The 17377-nt window shown below is 66.4% G+C and carries 16 protein-coding genes; 10 read left to right on the top strand and 6 right to left on the bottom strand.

Going from position 1 to position 17377, the window contains the following annotated elements; genetic code table 11:
• Positions 1 to 65: 65 nt before the first annotated feature.
• From fba to AvAM_RS22945, 7 genes are all read left to right on the top strand, one after another.
• Positions 66 to 1130, top strand: coding sequence for a class II fructose-bisphosphate aldolase (gene fba / locus AvAM_RS22975; protein ID WP_137749231.1), 1065 nt, complete (start codon positions 66 to 68; stop codon positions 1128 to 1130).
• 294 nt (positions 1131 to 1424) lie between these two features.
• On the top strand, positions 1425 to 2129 hold the full coding sequence (locus AvAM_RS22970) for a hypothetical protein (protein WP_137749230.1): 705 nt from the start codon (positions 1425 to 1427) through the stop codon (positions 2127 to 2129).
• A gap of 62 nt (positions 2130 to 2191) precedes the next feature.
• Positions 2192 to 2731 (top strand): phenylacetic acid degradation protein, encoded by a 540-nt coding sequence (locus AvAM_RS22965; RefSeq protein WP_137749229.1) that lies wholly within the window; start codon positions 2192 to 2194, stop codon positions 2729 to 2731.
• A gap of 62 nt (positions 2732 to 2793) precedes the next feature.
• A complete protein-coding gene (locus AvAM_RS22960) occupies positions 2794 to 4395 on the top strand; it encodes a Re/Si-specific NAD(P)(+) transhydrogenase subunit alpha (RefSeq protein WP_137749228.1) in 1602 nt (533 codons plus the stop codon).
• A gap of 34 nt (positions 4396 to 4429) precedes the next feature.
• The gene (gene pntB, locus AvAM_RS22955) at positions 4430 to 5842 is read left to right on the top strand and encodes a Re/Si-specific NAD(P)(+) transhydrogenase subunit beta (RefSeq protein WP_137749227.1); all 1413 of its coding nucleotides are present in this window, start codon (positions 4430 to 4432) and stop codon (positions 5840 to 5842) included.
• 95 nt (positions 5843 to 5937) lie between these two features.
• Positions 5938 to 7617 (top strand): long-chain-fatty-acid--CoA ligase, encoded by a 1680-nt coding sequence (locus AvAM_RS22950; RefSeq protein WP_137749226.1) that lies wholly within the window; start codon positions 5938 to 5940, stop codon positions 7615 to 7617.
• A gap of 127 nt (positions 7618 to 7744) precedes the next feature.
• Positions 7745 to 8500, top strand: a complete 756-nt coding sequence (locus tag AvAM_RS22945) for a 5'-methylthioadenosine/adenosylhomocysteine nucleosidase (RefSeq protein ID WP_137749225.1) — start codon at positions 7745 to 7747, stop codon at positions 8498 to 8500.
• Positions 8501 to 8696: 196 nt separating this feature from the next.
• Here AvAM_RS22945 and corA read toward each other — a convergent pair whose 3' ends face one another.
• The 5 genes from corA to AvAM_RS22920 all read right to left on the bottom strand — a co-directional run bounded on the left by corA (position 8697) and on the right by AvAM_RS22920 (position 12970).
• Complete coding sequence (gene corA / locus AvAM_RS22940; protein WP_137749224.1) at positions 8697 to 9683, bottom strand: magnesium/cobalt transporter CorA; 987 nt, start codon at positions 9681 to 9683, stop codon at positions 8697 to 8699.
• A gap of 186 nt (positions 9684 to 9869) precedes the next feature.
• On the bottom strand, positions 9870 to 10631 hold the full coding sequence (locus AvAM_RS22935; RefSeq protein WP_137749223.1) for a uracil-DNA glycosylase family protein: 762 nt from the start codon (positions 10629 to 10631) through the stop codon (positions 9870 to 9872).
• Positions 10632 to 10689: 58 nt separating this feature from the next.
• A complete protein-coding gene (gene rimI / locus AvAM_RS22930; protein WP_137749222.1) occupies positions 10690 to 11193 on the bottom strand; it encodes a ribosomal protein S18-alanine N-acetyltransferase in 504 nt (167 codons plus the stop codon).
• Positions 11190 to 11927, bottom strand: a complete 738-nt coding sequence (tsaB, locus tag AvAM_RS22925) for a tRNA (adenosine(37)-N6)-threonylcarbamoyltransferase complex dimerization subunit type 1 TsaB (RefSeq protein ID WP_137749221.1) — start codon at positions 11925 to 11927, stop codon at positions 11190 to 11192. The genes rimI and tsaB overlap by 4 nt, the downstream gene beginning before the upstream one ends.
• A gap of 47 nt (positions 11928 to 11974) precedes the next feature.
• Positions 11975 to 12970 carry a DMT family transporter gene (locus AvAM_RS22920; protein WP_137749220.1) on the bottom strand — a complete coding sequence of 332 codons (996 nt, stop codon included), beginning with the start codon at positions 12968 to 12970 and terminating at the stop codon, positions 11975 to 11977.
• A gap of 76 nt (positions 12971 to 13046) precedes the next feature.
• Between AvAM_RS22920 and dacB the strand changes: the two genes are divergently transcribed.
• The 3 genes from dacB (at position 13047) to AvAM_RS22905 (ending at position 16259) form a co-directional block, all read left to right on the top strand.
• A complete protein-coding gene (gene dacB, locus AvAM_RS22915; RefSeq protein ID WP_137749219.1) occupies positions 13047 to 14507 on the top strand; it encodes a D-alanyl-D-alanine carboxypeptidase/D-alanyl-D-alanine-endopeptidase in 1461 nt (486 codons plus the stop codon).
• Between the two features lie 53 nt (positions 14508 to 14560).
• Positions 14561 to 14830 carry a SemiSWEET transporter gene (locus tag AvAM_RS22910; RefSeq protein ID WP_137749218.1) on the top strand — a complete coding sequence of 90 codons (270 nt, stop codon included), beginning with the start codon at positions 14561 to 14563 and terminating at the stop codon, positions 14828 to 14830.
• A gap of 130 nt (positions 14831 to 14960) precedes the next feature.
• Positions 14961 to 16259: a lipase family protein gene (locus AvAM_RS22905; RefSeq protein WP_137749217.1), complete on the top strand. Its 1299-nt coding sequence runs from the start codon at positions 14961 to 14963 to the stop codon at positions 16257 to 16259.
• 122 nt (positions 16260 to 16381) lie between these two features.
• Here the strand turns inward: AvAM_RS22905 and AvAM_RS22900 are convergent, their stop codons facing one another.
• On the bottom strand, positions 16382 to 17335 hold the full coding sequence (locus AvAM_RS22900; RefSeq protein WP_137749216.1) for an SGNH/GDSL hydrolase family protein: 954 nt from the start codon (positions 17333 to 17335) through the stop codon (positions 16382 to 16384).
• Positions 17336 to 17377 lie beyond the last annotated feature (42 nt).

Below are 17377 nucleotides of genomic sequence, written 5' to 3'. Positions count from 1 at the left end.
AAGCGGTTACCACCGCCAAGCCCGGCTTACAGCGCCTTCCCCAACCCTCAACGGACCCCACGACCATGCCCCTCGTTTCGATGCGCGAACTGCTCGACCATGCCGCAGCCAACAGCTATGGCATCCCTGCCTTCAACGTCAACAACCTGGAGCAGGTCCAGGCCGTGATGGCGGCCGCCGATGAGGTGGGTGCCCCCGTGATCCTGCAGGCCAGCGCGGGCGCACGCAAGTACGCGGGCGAGCCCTTCATCAAGCACCTGATCCAGGCGGCGGTCGAAGCCTTCCCGCACATCCCGCTGGTGATGCACCAGGACCATGGCACTTCCCCCAAGGTGTGTGCCGGTGCCATCGACCTGGGCTTTGGCTCGGTGATGATGGACGGCTCGCTGATGGAAGACGGCAAGACGCCTTCTTCCTTCGAGTACAACGTGGACGTGACCCGCAAGGTCGTGGACATGGCCCACAAGGTTGGCGTGACAGTGGAAGGTGAATTGGGTTGCCTGGGCAACCTGGAAACCGGCGAAGCGGGCGAAGAAGACGGCATTGGCGCCGAAGGCAAGCTGGATCACAGCCAGATGCTGACCGACCCTGAAGAAGCGGCCGTGTTCGTCAAGGCCACACAGCTCGACGCACTGGCGATCGCCATCGGTACCAGCCACGGCGCCTACAAGTTCAGCCGTAAGCCCACGGGCGACATCCTGGCCATCAGCCGCGTGAAGGAAATCCACAAGCGCATTCCCAACACCCACCTGGTGATGCACGGCTCCTCGTCGGTGCCCGCCGAGCTGCTGGCCATCATCAACCAGTACGGCGGCAAGATGAAGGAAACCTACGGCGTGCCCGTCGAGGAAATCCAGGAAGCCATCAAGCACGGCGTGCGCAAGATCAACATCGACACCGACATCCGCCTGGCCATGACCGGCGCGGTGCGCAAGTTCCTGGCCGAGAACCCCGACAAGTTCGACGCACGCGAGTGGCTCAAGCCCGCCCGCGAAGCTGCCAAGCAGGTCTGCAAGGCCCGTTACCTGGAGTTCGGCTGCGAAGGCCAGGGCGCCAAGATCAAGGGCCACAGCCTGCAGGTGGTGGCCGCCCAGTACGCCTCGGGCGCGCTGGCCCAAGTGGTGAACTGATCCACCCCGGCACAGGCCCCCGCAGGGCCCTGCACAGCCTGGCTGCGTTTTGCAGCCAGGCTTTTTTTTGCCTGTACGGGACGTGGCTGGAGAGTTCCCTCTACATCAGACAAAGGCGACAGCGATAAGAATTTCTTCATGTAAGCTCGCGGTCAGCTTTTCCGGCAGGGGCGGTGTGCAGTGTCTGATACCAGGGCGTGCATCGCTAATACCCCACCGGTTTTGCTCTACCCGAACGGAATGGGGTGGCATTGGATGGGATGATGGAAGGCGAATCCGCATGAACCTTTTTCTATGACTCTGATGATTTTGAAGTTCCGGTATCTGTTGCCCAGCGCCCTGGCTGTCCTGGTGGCTGGATGTGCGCCGTTGACTGTTCCGCCCAAGGCGGAATACCCCGTGGGCCGTGCGCGCCTCGTGCTGCCGCCGGGGGCCTGGCAAGACCTGGGCTCCACCGACGAAGCCCGTGCCACGCTGCAGACACGGGCTGTGGGCCTGAGCGGTGCGCAGGGGGAATGGCTGGCCGTTTTGCGCGTGCAGACCAACCGCACCGGCGACCTGGCCGGGTTTCCGATCGGGCCCGGTGACTGCCCGCACCAGCAGAATGTGACGGTGGTGGATGCAGCGGCTGGCAGCCCGGTGCGTGCAGACTGCCTGCGCCTCAAGAACTGGGGCAGCAGCGCCCAGTGGCTGGAAAAGAACCGCCCCGACCTGGCCCAATGGCTGGGTGGTCGCCAGATCGTGCTGAAGCAGCCGTATTCGTACCTGAGCTACCGCTACGCCACCCCCACCGGCGCCTGGGTGGTGGTGGATGCGCTCGTGGACCAGCGGCTGCTGGGCGCTCGGCCCCGCAACAACGAAGAGTTCCTGGTCGCGGGGCGACCCGCCCAGCAGTGGGGCCAGGACCTGGCCCAGGCTGCACGCCTGAGTGTCAGCATGATGGACGGCTACCTGGCCGTGCCGCCGTTCCCGTTTGCCGAAGCCGCATCCAAGAAATAAGCGGCGCAAACAGACAGCCGAACAACAAGACAGCAAGACAACACGAGAGAGGGAGATCCACTATGGGCGTGATCCTGCAAATCCTGGGGCTCATCATCACCTTCACGATGGCGATGGAGGCCCTGCGCCGCTTTGGCATCGATGTGGGCTGGCTCAATCCGCTGGCCTTTTTCCGCCGCCGTGCCTGGGCCAAGAAAGTTGAAACGCCGCCCTTGTACGCGCTGGAGCACCCGGTGGACGTGGTGGCGGTGATGGCGCTGGCCGTGGTGCAGGCGACAGGCGCCGTGACCCTGGAGCAGAAAGAAGGCGTGCTGGCCCTGCTGCGCCAGCACCTGGGCCTGGGGGATACCGATGCGAACAACCTCTGGGTTGCCAGCTCCCACATGCTGCGCAACCGCGCGCTGGCACCCACCGAAGTGCCTGCTGTGCTGGAGCGCAGCATTGAAAAGTTCACCGATTACCACGTGCAGACCCTGCGCTCCGTGATGCAGGGCGCAGCGCAGATCGTGCCCCCCGCCAGCGCTGTGCAGCAGCAGCTCCTGGAGGCCGTGGACGCCTGCTTTGCCAGAAAGCAGGCCGCTGCGCGCCCCTGGGCGGGCTGACGCAGCGGCAGGCGCGCCGGCCTCTGGCACACAACGATTCCATAACTTCGAGGAGACCTCCCATGCAGACCAGCCCCGTCCCGCAGCCTCAGCGCATAGGCATCCCCAGGGAAACCTTCCCCGGCGAAAAGCGTGTGGCCACCGTGCCCGATGTGGTGGAGAAACTGGTCAAGCTGGGCTTCACGGTCGCCGTGGAGTCGGGGGCCGGGGAGGCCGCCAACTTCAGCGATGACGCCTACCGCGCCGCAGGGGCGGAGGTGGTGGACGGTGCTGCGGCGCTGTGGGCCGGAGCGGACATCGTCTTCAAGGTGCGCCCGCCCAGCAGCGACGAAGTGGCGTTGATGCGCGAGGGCTCCACCCTCATCGACTTCATCTGGCCTGCCCAGAACCCCGATCTGATGCAGCAGCTGGCCGCCAAGAAGGCCACCGTGCTCGCCATCGACTGCCTGCCGCGCACCCTGTCGCGCGCCCAGAAGATGGATGCACTCACATCCACCGCAGGTGTCAGCGGTTACCGCGCCGTGATCGAGGCGGCCAATGCCTTCGGCCGTTTCTTTAACGGCCAGATCACGGCCGCAGGCAAGGTGCCACCGGCCAAGGTGTTCATTGCGGGCGCTGGCGTGGCGGGCCTCGCGGCCATTGGCACGGCGGCCAACCTGGGCGCCATCGTGCGTGCCAACGACACACGTGCCGAAGTGGCCGACCAGGTCAAGTCGCTGGGCGGTGAGTTCGTCAAGGTGGACTATGAGGAAGAAGGCTCGGGCGGTGGCGGCTACGCCAAGGTCATGAGCGAGGGCTTCCAGGCCGCGCAGCGCAAGATGTATGCGGATCAGGCCAAGGACGTGGACATCATCATCACCACCGCGCTGATCCCGGGCAAGCCTGCGCCCAAGCTCATCACCGCCGAGATGGTGCAGAGCATGAAGCCCGGCAGCGTGATCGTGGACATGGCCGCCGAGCAAGGCGGCAACTGCGAGCTGACCGTGCCCGGTGAGGCAGTGGTGCGCCATGGCGTGACCATCGTCGGCTACACCGACCTGGCCTCGCGCCTGGCCAAGCAATCGTCCACGCTGTACGCCACCAACCTGCTGCGCCTGACCGAAGAGCTGTGCAAGGCCAAGGACGGTATCGCCGTGGTCAACATGGAGGACGATGCGATTCGTGGCCTCACCGTGGTCAAGGATGGCGCCATCACCTGGCCCGCACCGCCACTCAAGCAGGCTCCACCGCCCGCTCCCAAGGCAGCAGCGGCACCCGTGGCCGCCAAGAAATCCAGCCATGGCCCGGGTGAACCCATGTCCGCCAAGGCGCTGACCATCGTGTTTGCCGTGCTGGCCGTGCTGTTCTGGACCATCGGTGCCTACGCGCCGGTGGCCTTCCTGGGGCACTTCACGGTGTTTGTGCTCGCCTGCTTTATCGGCTACATGGTGGTGTGGAACGTCACGCCAGCGCTGCACACGCCGCTGATGAGCGTGACGAACGCCATCTCCAGCATCATCGCCATCGGTGCGCTGGTACAGATCGCGCCGCCCGACGCAGGTGTGAACGGCCGACCTGACAGCCTCATCCTGTGGCTGGCGTTTGCGGCCCTGGTGCTCACGGCCATCAACATGTTCGGCGGCTTCGCGGTCACGCGCCGCATGCTCGCCATGTTCCGCAAATAAGACACAACGACAAGAACAACGAGGAGCACAGAACATGTCCCAAAGTCTCGCCACCGTCGCCTACCTGGGCGCGGCCATTTTGTTCATCCTGAGCCTGGGCGGGCTCTCCAACCCCGAAACCTCTCGCCGGGGCAACCTGTTTGGCATGGTCGGCATGGCGCTGGCCGTGCTGGCCACCGTGTTCGGCCCGCGCGTCAGCCCTTCGGGCATGGCCTGGATCGTTGGCGCGCTGGTGGTTGGCGGCGGCATTGGCCTGTATGCGGCCAAGGTCGTGAAGATGACCCAGATGCCCGAGCTGGTCGCGCTCATGCACAGCCTGGTGGGCCTGGCGGCCTGCCTGGTGGGTTTTGCCAGCTACGTCGATACCTCCATTCAGTTGCAGGGCGCCGAAAAAATCATCCACGAAGTGGAGATTTATGTGGGCATCCTGATCGGTGCCGTCACGTTCAGCGGCTCGCTGATCGCTTTCGGCAAGCTCAACGGCAAGATCGGCGGCAAGCCGCTGTTGCTGCCCGGCCGCCACTGGCTCAATCTGGCGGCGCTGCTGGTGGTGATCTGGTTCGGCCGTGAATTCCTGCGCGCCGAAACAGTGGAGCAAGGCATGGTGCCGCTGATGGTGATGACGGCGATTGCGCTGCTGTTCGGCGTCCACATGGTGATGGCCATCGGCGGCGCCGACATGCCGGTGGTGGTGTCCATGCTCAACAGCTACTCGGGCTGGGCCGCCGCCGCCACGGGCTTCATGCTCAGCAACGACCTGCTCATCGTGACCGGTGCGCTCGTGGGCTCTTCGGGCGCCATCCTGAGCTACATCATGTGCAATGCCATGAACCGCAACTTCATCAGCGTGATCGCGGGTGGTTTCGGCTCGGGGGCTGGCACACCGGCCAAGAAGGGCGAGGCCGCCGAACCCCAGGGCGAGGCCGTGCCTGTCAGCTCTGCCGAGACGGCCGAGCTGCTGCGCGAGGCCAAGAGCGTCATCATCGTGCCCGGCTACGGCATGGCCGTGGCCCAGGCGCAGCACACGGTCAACGAAATCACCCAGACCCTGCGCGAGAAGGGCGTCCAAGTGCGTTTTGGCATCCACCCGGTGGCCGGTCGCATGCCTGGCCACATGAACGTGCTGCTGGCCGAGGCCAAGGTGCCCTACGACATCGTGATGGAGATGGACGAGATCAACGAGGACTTTCCGGACACCGACGTGGCCATGGTCATCGGCGCCAACGACATCGTGAACCCCAGCGCGCTGGACGACCCCACCAGCCCCATTGCGGGCATGCCGGTGCTCGAAGTGTGGAAGGCCAAGACCTCGATCGTGATGAAGCGCTCCATGGCCTCGGGGTATGCGGGTGTGGACAACCCTCTGTTCTACAAGGACAACAACCGCATGCTCTTCGGCGATGCCAAGAAAATGCTTGACGAAGTGCTCGCCGCACTCAAGGGCTGACAGGCATAATTCATCTATGAAAAAAGCACGACCGTGCTGAAAATGGCGGCACGGTCCATTCACCGCCACTAAAAATTTACCAGGAGACAAAACACATGACCGACCGCCCATGGCTGGCCGCCTATCCGCAAGGGGTACCTGCCGACATTGACACCTCGCAGTACACCTCCCTTGTCGCCCTCATGGACGAGGCGTTCAAGAAGTACGCTGGCCGCGTGGCCTACAGCTTCATGGGCAAGGACGTGACCTATGCCCAGACCGACTCGCTCTCCAGCGCGTTTGCGGCCTACCTGCAGAGCCTGGGCCTGGTCAAGGGCGACCGCGTGGCGATCATGATGCCCAACGTGCCGCAGTACCCCGTTGCCGTGGCCGCCGTGCTGCGCGCGGGGTTTGTGGTGGTCAATGTGAACCCGCTGTACACCCCGCGCGAGCTGGAGCACCAGCTCAAGGACTCGGGTGCCAAAGCCATCGTCATCATCGAGAACTTCGCAGCCACGCTGGAGCAATGCATTGCGCACACGCCCGTCAAGCATGTGGTGCTGTGCGCCATGGGCGACCAGTTGGGCCTGCTCAAGGGCACGCTGGTCAACTACGTGGTGCGCAACGTCAAGAAGATGGTGCCCGCCTACAACCTGCCAGGGGCCGTGCGCTTCAACCAGGCCGTGGCCCAGGGCACGCGCAGCACGCTCAAGAAGCCCGACATCAAGCCCGATGACATCGCACTGCTGCAGTACACCGGCGGCACCACGGGCGTGAGCAAGGGGGCGGTGCTGCTGCATCGCAACATCCTCGCCAACGTGCTGCAGTCCGAGGCCTGGAATTCGCCCGTGATGAGCAAGGTGCCTGCGGGCGAACAGCCCACGGCCGTGTGCGCGCTGCCGCTGTACCACATCTTCGCGTTCACCGTGAACATGATGCTGTCCATGCGCACCGGCGGCAAAACCATCCTGATCCCCAACCCGCGCGACCTGCCTGCGGTGCTCAAGGAGCTGTCCAAGCACACCTTCCACAGCTTCCCGGCCGTCAACACACTGTTCAACGGCCTGGCCAACCACCCCGACTTCAATACCGTCAACTGGAAGAACCTCAAGGTGTCGGTGGGTGGTGGCATGGCCGTGCAGGGGGCGGTGGCCAAGCTCTGGCTCGAAAAGACCGGCTGCCCGATCTGCGAAGGCTATGGCCTGTCCGAAACCAGCCCCTCTACCAGCTGTAACCCCGTGACGGCCACCGAGTACACCGGCACCATCGGCGTGCCGCTGCCCAGCACCTCCATGAAGCTGTTGGACGATGAGGGCCGCGAAGTCACCACGCTGGGCGAGCCGGGCGAAATCGCCATCAAGGGCCCGCAGGTCATGGCGGGCTACTGGCAGCGCCCCGACGAAACCGCCAAGGTCATGACCGACGACGGCTACTTCAAGTCCGGCGACATCGGCATCATGGATGCGCGCGGCTTCTTCAAGATCGTGGACCGCAAGAAGGACATGGTGCTGGTCAGCGGCTTCAACGTGTACCCCAACGAGGTCGAGGAAGTCGTGGCCAACTGCCCCGGCGTGCTCGAATGTGCCGTGGTGGGCGTGCCCGACGAGAAGACCGGCGAGGCCGTCAAGCTCGTGATCGTGAAGAAGGACCCGGCGCTCACCGAGGCGCAGGTCAAGGAGTTCTGCCGCCACGAACTCACGGGCTACAAGCAACCCAAGGTGATCGAGTTCCGCACCGAGTTGCCCAAGACCCCCGTGGGCAAGATCCTGCGCCGCGAGCTGCGCGACAAGAAATAACGGGCCTGGCGGCGCGCAGGGTTTTGCGCGCCACAATCCCCGGGCGGCTTCGGCCGCCTTTTTTCATGGCCGCGCCGCAAGGGGCGGTGGCTGCACGCCGTTGCCCCCTGATCCGAAAGGTTGTTGTATGAGTACCGCCATCCTGAGCGCACTGACCGAAGAGCAAAGCTCCCTGGTTGGGCGCCTTGCCCACCCGCAGCGTGTGACGCACGCGGGCCGCGCCTTCTGGCGGGGCGAGCTGGACGACCGGCCGGTGGTGCTGGCGCTGTCGGGCATTGGCAAGGTGGCCGCTGCCACCACGGCCACGGCGCTGATCGAGCATTTTGGCGTGGCGCGCATCGTGTTCACCGGGGTGGCCGGGGGCGTGGGGGACGGGGTGAATGTGGGCGATGTGGTGGTGGCGCAGGACTACATCCAGCACGACATGGACGCCTCGCCCCTGTTCCCGCGCTGGGAGCTACCGGGCTATGCCCGCAGCCGCCTGCCTTGCGATCCGGCACTGACTGCTCTGCTTTTGGAAGCGGCAAACGCTTGTGTGGCAGGCGCAAGCAGCCAGTTTGGGCTGAAATCAGCGCCCGGGCAACGTGCACACCAGGTGCACCACGGCCTGGTGGCCAGCGGCGACCGTTTTGTCTCGACCGCTACCGAGTCCGCGCAACTGCGCGCCGCGCTGCAGGGGGCTGGGCACGATGTGCTGGCCGTGGAAATGGAAGGCGCCGCCGTGGCCCAGGTCTGCCAGGACTATGGCCTGCCCTTCGCCGCCGTGCGCACCATCTCCGACCGCGCCGACGACACCGCCCACGGGGACTTCGCCCTGTTCGTGCAGACCGTGGCCAGTCGCTATGCCGAGCACATGGTGCTGGCACTGCTGCAAAAGCTATAGATTTAATAGCTTAAAAGGCAATATGGTCGCGCGGAGAAGCCGATTTTTGCTTAAGTTTCCTGCCAAGAACGCGCCTGCGAAAGCTTGACTGGACCACGCGAAGGGCGTGCCCCACGCCAGCGCCACCGAGGAACCGGCTTTGCCGGGCCTCGGGTGGCGTCCCCCTCGGGGGAAGGCGCGCAGCGCCACAGGGGGGCTACTTCAACCAGCCGCGCTTGCGGAAGTACCACATGGGTCCGAGCGCGCTCGCCAGCATCAGGCCCAGCGCGTAGGGGTAGCCCAGTGACCAGTCCAGCTCGGGCATGAACTTGAAGTTCATGCCGTACACGCTGGCGATCAGCGTCGGGGGTAGCAGCGCCACACTGGCCACCGAGAAAATCTTGATGATCTTGTTCTGGTTGATGTTGATGAAACCGACCGTGGCGTCCATTAAGAAGTTGATCTTGTCGAACAGGAAGGCCGTGTGGTTGTCCAGCGACTCGATGTCGCGCAGGATCTGGCGGGCTTCCTCGAACTGCTCGGCGTTGAGCATCTTGGAGCGCATCATGAAGCTCACCGCGCGCCGCGTGTCCATCACGTTGCGGCGGATGCGGCCGTTCAAGTCTTCCTGGCGGGCAATGGCGCCCAGCACCTCGCCAGCAAGGGCGTCGGTCACGTCGCCGGCCAGCACTTGCTTGCTGACTTTCTCCAGCTCGTCGTAGATGTTTTCGAGCGTGTCGGCCGAATACTCGGCGTCGGCATCGAAGAGCTTGAGCAGCACTTCCTTGGCATCCTCGATGAGCCCGGGAGCGCGGCGCGCGCGCATGCGCAGCAGGCGGAACACCGGCACGTCTTCGTCGTGGATGGAAAACAGCACGCCCCGGCTCTTGAGATTGGCGTTGTGCTGGTTCAGGATGAAGGCCACGCGCACCGAGCGGGGGTCTTCATCGTCATCGATCAAGAAGTCGCTGCGGATGTGCAGCTCGCCGTTGTCTTCTTCGTAGAAGCGGGCGGATTCCTCAATGTCCTCGTCCATCGCATCTTCGGGGATGGACAGGCCATAGTGCTGCTTGATCCAGCGTTTTTCTTCGAGCGTGGGGGCTTCCAGGTCCACCCAGATCGGCTGGAACTTGGTCAGCTCTTCCAGGGACTCGATTTCTTCCTGGAACAGCCGGCCATTGGCGAGCGTAAAGATGTTGAGCATGGGCTCACTCCCTTGTTGTGTGGCATCTGCGGTGGGGGTTGTGGGGTGCTTTCAGCCCCACGGCAGGCCGGGGAGCGGAAAGCTACCAACTCGGGTAGGTTTCCAAGGAGCTGTCTCCGTAAAAAAAAATGGGCAAGTCGCGGATTATGGCACCGTGAGGGCGCCGGGCGGCTGCGCAGAGCGGGATCACAGAGCGCCAGCGCCACGCACCAGCGCCAGGGCGTGGCACAGGTCCGCCCAGGCGGCGGCCTTGGTGTCCTGCGAGCGCAGCAGGAAGGCCGGGTCATAGGTCACAACCGCAGGGCAGCCCGCCAGCTGGTGCGGGCCCGCGCGCAGACGGCCCAGCGGCTCGGTGCGGCCCAGCGCCGCGCGGGCGGCCACATGGCCCAGCACCAGCACCATGGCGGGTTGCAGTGTGGCGACGGCATCGGCCAGGGTGGTGGGGATGTGGGGGCTGGCTTCAGCGCCGGGGGTAGAACGCTCCAGCGCCGCGAAATAAACACGCGGGTGCTTGTGCAGCTGCATGGCGCGCAGCATGTTGTCCAGCAGGCGCCCCGCGTCTCCGCCCAGAGGGTCGGCAGGTGTCAGGCTTTCGGCCACGATCAGCCAGCCACGGCCCAGGCCGTTGGGCGTCTGGGCCGGGTCGGCTGAGGGGTAGAGCGCCTGGGGCGTGTGCAGCTGCAGTGCTGGAGTGGTGGAGCCCCCTGCTGGCGGGGGTACCGGGGCGGCACTGGGGGGCGGCGTGCGCAGAGGGGCAACAACCGGGGACTCTGCGCTGCGAGGTGGCACGGCCATGGCCACGGGCGCAGGAGAGGGCGCTTGGACCGCCACAGCGCTGGTGGCCGGGGCGGGTGGGGTGATCGGAGCCTCTGCCGGTGGCGGCCCCCATACGGTGACCCCCATTTCTTGCAGCATGGCGCGTTGTCGCGCATCGAGGTGAAGGCTCATACAGGCAGGCAGTCGGTGGGTTCTTGGCAGGCGGGGGCAAGTGGGGCGCAGGTGGGGTTTATAGCCCCAGGCTCATGACCACCGCGTCTTCGCGCTGGCCCTGGTCGGCCGGGTAGTAGCGTTTGCGGTCGCCCACGCGGCGAAAGCCGTGGACCTGGTAGATGGCCTGGGCGCGCAGGTTGCTCGCGCGCACCTCCAGCCACAGCCACTGCGCGCCGCGCCCGCGCGACCACAGGGCCAGTGCGTCGAGCAGCACACGGGCCCAGCCCTGGCGCTGGAACTCAGGGGTGACGGTGATGTTGAGCAGGTGCACCTCATCCACCCCCATCATGGCCACGAAGTAGCCCAGCAGGTGGTCTCCCGCCATCAGCACCTGCGCCTGGTAGCCCGAGGCCAGGGCGTCGGTGAAGTTGCCACGCGTCCAGGGGTGCGAGTAGGCGCGCTGCTCCACCGCCAGCACGGCGTCGAGCCGGTCCAGCGTGAGCGCTTCAAAACGCGCCTCGGGGCGGGCCGAGGCCGTGTCGTCTGCGGCGGTGGAAGAAGAGGTGGGCAAGGCGCTCATGGGGTGCTCGGGGGCGTGGCCATGGCCTGGGCGGCGCGCAGGGCGGCCCGCTCGGCGGTGGTTTGCGCCACTTTATCGCGGATGTAGCGCGGCAGCGCGTCGCTGGCGGGCACGGCTGCACCTGCCGCGATCAGCGCGGGCGCCAGGCGCAGCAGGGCGGCGGCCGTGGGCAGGGCGGCGACATGGCGGGCACCGGGCGCCAGCCGCTCGCCGTAGGGCGCTAGTGCGTTGCCGGCCACCGTCCAGTCTGCGGGCGCCTGCACGGATTCGGGCTTGCCCAGGCCAAAGTCGGCGTCGGTCACCCATGGGCCACCTGCCGCCTGCAATCCCGGCACATATCGGCAGCGCGTGTGGTAGACCTCGTCCATGCGTGCATCCAGCACGGCCACGACCTGGGTGCAGCCATGCTGCGCACGGGCTTCTTCGGCCACGGCCAGCAGGGTGTCCACCGGCAGCACGGGCACCCCCTGGCCGCCGCGTGCGCCAAAGGCCAGCCCCTGGGCCACGGCGCAGGCCGTGCGCAGGCCGGTGAACGAGCCGGGGCCACGCCCGAAGGCGATGGCATCCAGCGTGTCGAACGACAGGCCCGCCTGCGCCATCAGGGCACGCACGGTGGGGATCAGCGTGGCCGATGCCTGCGCGCCACCCGGCCCCTGGTGCTGCCAGACGCCATCGCCGTGCTGTACGGCAATGGAGAGGGTGTCGGTGCTGGTGTCGAAGGCGAGCAGATTCATGAGCCGGGAGAGTCGTTGTCAGGGGCGTGTGCAGGGTTCAGCAGGGGTCAGTGCGCGGCGCGGCGCGCGGCCGCAGCGGCCGTGGCTGTAGTCGCCTGGCTGGTGCGCAGCACCCCCACAAGGATACCGGCGGTCACCAGCAGCAATCCAGCGATGAGGTTCCAGTGCATCGGCTCGTCCAGAAACAGCACCGCCCCGATGGCCGACAGTCCGGGCACCAGTGCCGTGATCATGGTGGAGCGCACGGGGCCAAAGTGCTGGATCATGCGCGTGAAGGCAATGCCCGACACCACCACCGAGCCCCCGCCCTGGAACAGCATCTGAAAGGCGATTTCGCTCCAGGGGGCCTGCGCCAGGTGGCTGGTGACGGCCCCCAGCCCGGCCAGCAGGGCATAGGCGGGCACATACACGAGGCAGGCAAAGGCCGTGATGGCGATGGTGGCCTGCACCGCATCCACCGCATGGCGCCGCGCCAGCACACTGTAGGTGGCCCAGCACGACGCGGCAAGCATGAACAAGAGGTCGCCTTTCCAGACATCGCCGCCCGAAAAAGCGGCCAGCAGGCTGCGCCCGCCCACCAGCAGGTCGCCCGCCACGATCAGCGCCAGCCCGGCCGCGCGCTGCGGGGTGATGTGGTCGCGCAGCAGCCAGGCAGCCAGCAGCGCCGTCCACAGCGGCAGGCTGCCGGGCATGAGCACCGACGCATGGGTGGCCGGTGCGTGGAAGAACCCCGCATAGGCCAGCAGCGCATAAAGCAGGCCACCAAACAGGCCCAGCAGGGCGGTGGTGCGCAGGGGCAGGGGCGAGAGGCCCGCCAGGCTGGAGGGCGGGGCTGACGTGCCCAAAGCCTGCACGCGGCGCCGCACCATCCACCAGCCCCAGGGCAGCAGCACCATGCTGGCGCCGGTGATGCGCAGCAGCGCAATGTCCAACGGCGTGAGCGTGCGCTGGGCCGAGGCGCGGGCAATGACGATGAAGCCCGTCCAGATGGTGACCGTCACAACGGCCGCCAGGACGCCCATGGCACGAGGAGAAAAACGCATGCGGGGATTATCGGTGGCCGCCGCCCGTGGTGCTGGCGCATGGGGGCGGGTTGGTGCCGGGCGATAGACTCCCGCCATGCTGTCTGTTTCTGTTGTCTGGCGCCGCCCTGCGCCGCGTGCGGTGCTGTTGGGGGCCATGCTGTGGCTTGCTTTGGTAGGGAGCACGGGCGCCCAGGCCCCTGCGCCCAGCCCCTTGCCCGCCGAGGTGGAGGCAGCCCTGGGCCGGGCCCGGCTACCGCGCGATGCGCTGTCGGTGCTGGTGGTCGAGGCGCAGGGCAGTGCGCGCACTGCGCCCCGCCTTGCGCACCGCGCGCAGGTGCCGGTCAATCCGGCATCGGTGATGAAGCTGGTGACCACTTACGCAGCACTGGAGCAGCTGGGCCCGGCCTATGTCTGGAACACCCCGGTCTATCTGCAGGGCGCGGTGCAGGACGGCAGCCTGCGCGGCAATGTCTACATCCAGGGCCAGGGCGACCCCAAGCTCGTCATGGAGCGCCTGTGGCTGCTGATGCGGCGCCTACAGGGCCAGGGCATCCAGGTCATTGTGGGCGACATCGTGCTGGACCGTACCGCGTTCGAGGTGCCCGACCATGACCCGGCGCGGTTTGACGGCGAGCCGCTGCGCCCCTACAACGCGGCGCCCGATGCGCTGCTGCTCAACTACAAATCGTCGGTGGTGACCTTTGTGCCCGATGTGGCCGCCGGGCTCGCGCGCATCCAGTACGACCCGCCGCTGGCGGGCGTGCAGCGTCAGGCGACCGTGGCCCTGGCGGCGCCAGGCACTGAGTGTGGTGACTGGCGGGGCGCCCTGCGGGCAGAGCTGTCTGACCCTGCCAAGGTGAGTTTCCAGGGGGTGTTCCCGGCGGCGTGCGGCGAGCGCGTGTGGCCCGTGGCCGCCGCCGACCCGCGCGGCTTTGCGGCGCGCGCGGTGGAGGGCATGTGGCGCGAACTGGGGGGCAAGCTCACGGGCGCGGTGCGCGATGGCAAGGTGCCTGCGGGCCTCAAGCCTGCGTTCGTGGTCAACTCACCTGCCCTTGCAGAGGTGGTGCGCGATGTCAACAAGTACAGCAACAACGTGATGGCCCAGCAGGTGTTTTTGACCCTGGCGCTGCAGAAGAACGGCGTGGCGAGCTTTGACGGCGCGCGCGAGGTGCTGCGCCAGTGGTGGCTGGCCCGCGTGGGGGATGTGGAGCTGCCGCAGGTGGACAACGGCGCAGGCCTGAGCCGCGATGCGCGCCTCACGGCCCAGGCGCTGGCCCGCATGCTGCAGGTGGCCTGGGCGTCCCCGGCCATGCCCGAGCTGCTGGCCTCGCTGCCCATTGCGGGGGTGGACGGCACGCTGCGCCGCAGCCAGAGCCGGGCTGGCACGGCCCACCTCAAGACGGGCAGCCTGCGCGATGTGATGGCGGTGGCGGGCTATGTGCACGCTGCCAGCGGGCGCCGCTATGTGCTGGTGGCGGTGGTCAACCACGCCAACGCAGGGGCCGCGCGGCCCGTGTTCGACAGCCTGATCGACTGGACCACACGCGACCAGTGAAGTGGGGGATTGCAGGAATAATCGGCGCAGCCCCCTCTGCCGCCCCGTCCACCATGCCCCTCCACGAACTCATCGGCTACCTGGCCGCCGCCCTCACCACCTGCAGCTTCGTGCCCCAGGCGCTGCACACCTTCCGCACGCGCGATGTGAGCGGGATCTCCCTGGGCATGTACAGCGTGTTCACGGCAGGGGTGGCGCTGTGGCTGGTCTACGGGCTGTCGCTGGCGGCCTGGCCGATTGTGGTGGCCAACGCCATCACGCTGGCGCTGGCCGGGACGATTCTGGGCATGAAGGTGCGTTACGGCATGCGGGGCTCCCGCTGATGGGGCGTGGTGGGCCTATGCCTGTCGCCTAGGCGTCTTGGGCCCCTGTTTCACGCGTTATCCCCTATGGATGCTGCAGCGCAGGTGCGCGCACCATGCATCGTTTTTCACTGACCCGAGGGACCCATCCATGAATTACTTCCGTCTTACCTGTGTTGCGGCTGCCGCGCTGGTGCTTGTTGCCTGCGGGGGCTCCGACGATCCGGCACGTGGCTCGCTCATTGACCCGCCCGCCACGCTGGCCACGTTGACTGCGGCGCAGATCGACGCTAGCACCGCCAGTGCGGGCTTGCAGGCCCTCACCGGCAAGGCCAAGTGCGACGTGAAGGTGGTGGCACTGAACTACGCCACCGTGGGGGCCAAAAGCGGCGAAAACACCAACGCCTCGGGCGTGATGCTGGTGCCCGGCGGCAGCTGCACCACAGCGGCACCGCTGCTGGCCTATGCCAAGGGCACCGATGTGCAAAAGCCCCGCACCCTGGCCAATCCGCAGGACTCCGAAACCTTCTTGCTGGCGGCCATGTATGCGGCCCAGGGCTATGCCGTTGTGGCCACCGACTACCTGGGCTTTGCCAAGTCCACCTACAGCTACCACCCCTATCTGCATGCCGACTCCGAGGCCACGTCCGTGATCGACTCGGTGCGCGCTGCGCGCAATGCGGCCAGCACCGTGGGGGCCACCCTGTCGGGCAAGGTTATGTTCACGGGGTATTCGCAGGGCGGCCATTCGTCGATGGCCGCACACCGCGCCGCCGAGCGCGACCATGCCTCCGAGTTCAACGTGGTGGCAGGCGCCCACCTGGCGGGCCCCTACAACCTGTCGGGTTCGCTGCGCATTCCGGATGCGATTGCGGGCGTGCAGTTCTTCGTGCCCTACCTCGTGACCTCGTGGCAGAAGGTCTATGGCAACGTGTACACCGATGTGAAGCAGGTCTTCAAGGCTCCGTACTCGGGCTACATCGAGAACCTGCTGCCCAACCCCACGATGACCTACACCACGCTGGTCACCTCTGGCACCCTGCCTGCGGGCACGCCCAATCAGGCGCGTGATGCCCTGTTCCAGTCCGACTTCATCACGGGCTCGCAGACCAGCACCACCCACCCGCTCTACCTGACCGCCAAAAAGAACGACCTGCTGGGCTGGAGCCCCAAGGCACGCGTGCTGCTGTGCGGCGGTGCAGGCGACCCCACGGTGCCACCTGCCGTGCACCAGGCCGTCATGAAGGCCGACTTCGACAGCCGGGGGCTCACCAACGTGAGTTCTGTGGATGTGGACGCTGCCATCCAGGCCACCTTCGGCCCGGGCGGCAAGGCGCCGACTGACCCCACCTCGGCGGCCTTTGCCACCTACTACGGCTCCTACCACGGCACCTACGAGCCCCCGTTCTGCCACGCTCAGGCGCGTGCCGTGTTCGATACGGTCAAGTAAGCCGCTGCCACGGGCCCATCCGGGCCCCTTGGTGCACAATAAAAAAGCCGACCCTGGGGTCGGCTTTTTTGTGGGCGACAGCCCTGGCACATCCACACACGGCGGCCCGGGCATGCAGTCCGTTACCAGCGCGCGCGCAGGCGGTCGTAGGCGTAGGTGCCGAACTGGCGCTGTGCCGACGGGGTCAGGTACACAGAGTCGGCAAACACATACGACACCTGGTTGGCGCCCGACAGCAGCGTGGAGCTGTTGCACAGGGCCGAGTTGACCTGGCCTGCGCCAATGCCGATGCCGTTGGTGGTGTCTACCGAAGTGCACACGGCCGTCGTGGCGTTGTTGAAGCCATAGTTGCCAGGCACGCTGGTGTACAGGTTCACGTAGTAGGCCGAGTCCACGTACAGCACGTTGGCGCCCAGGTCCACGATGCCCACCAGCAGGCCATCATTGAAACGGCTGCTGGCATCGGTCAGCAGGGCTTCGCGGCCAATCGACTTGGCCCAGGGGCTCTTGCTCAGGTCGTAGGTGCCGGTCACCACCACATACTTGGCGCCTGCTGCGACCAGGCGGCGCACCTGGGCGGCCAGGTCTTCGCCCGCCTTGCGTGCAGCGGCCACCATGGCGGCCTCGGTCTGGGTGCCTGCGGTCACGGCGGCCATGCCGGCGATCACGTCACTGACACCGCCGCTCACGATCACCAGGTCGGAGCCGGTAAAGCTGCCACCGGCCAGGAAGGCGTCGATCTGCTCGGTGATGGTGCGGGTGCTGGCGTTGCCTGCGGCGTCGGGCTTGGCACTCACGCGGGCGTTGCCGGCGGCGTAGCTGGTGCCACCAGCGGATGCGGCGGTGAGGGTCTTGCCGTAGTTGGCGACCACCTGCAGGGTCCAGTTGTTGACGCTGCCGTCGTTGACTGTGTAGCGCGAACCGTTTTGTCCCACATCGCTCATGGCATCGCCAAACGCGATGAAGCGTTGGGGCGTGATGGCCGATTCAGTGGTGCTGGAACCGCAGGCCGCGAGCAACGCGGCCGATGCACATGCGGCGACCATGACGGTGCGGCGCATCCAATTTGCTGCCATGTATTTCTCCAGAAAAGTGGGGGGTAGTTTAGCGGGGCAAAG

Source organism: Acidovorax sp. NB1, assembly GCF_005405905.1.
GTDB lineage: Bacteria > Pseudomonadota > Gammaproteobacteria > Burkholderiales > Burkholderiaceae_C > Acidovorax.
Note: the sequence above shows the minus strand (reverse complement) of the source record. Positions and strands in the feature narration are given on the sequence as shown.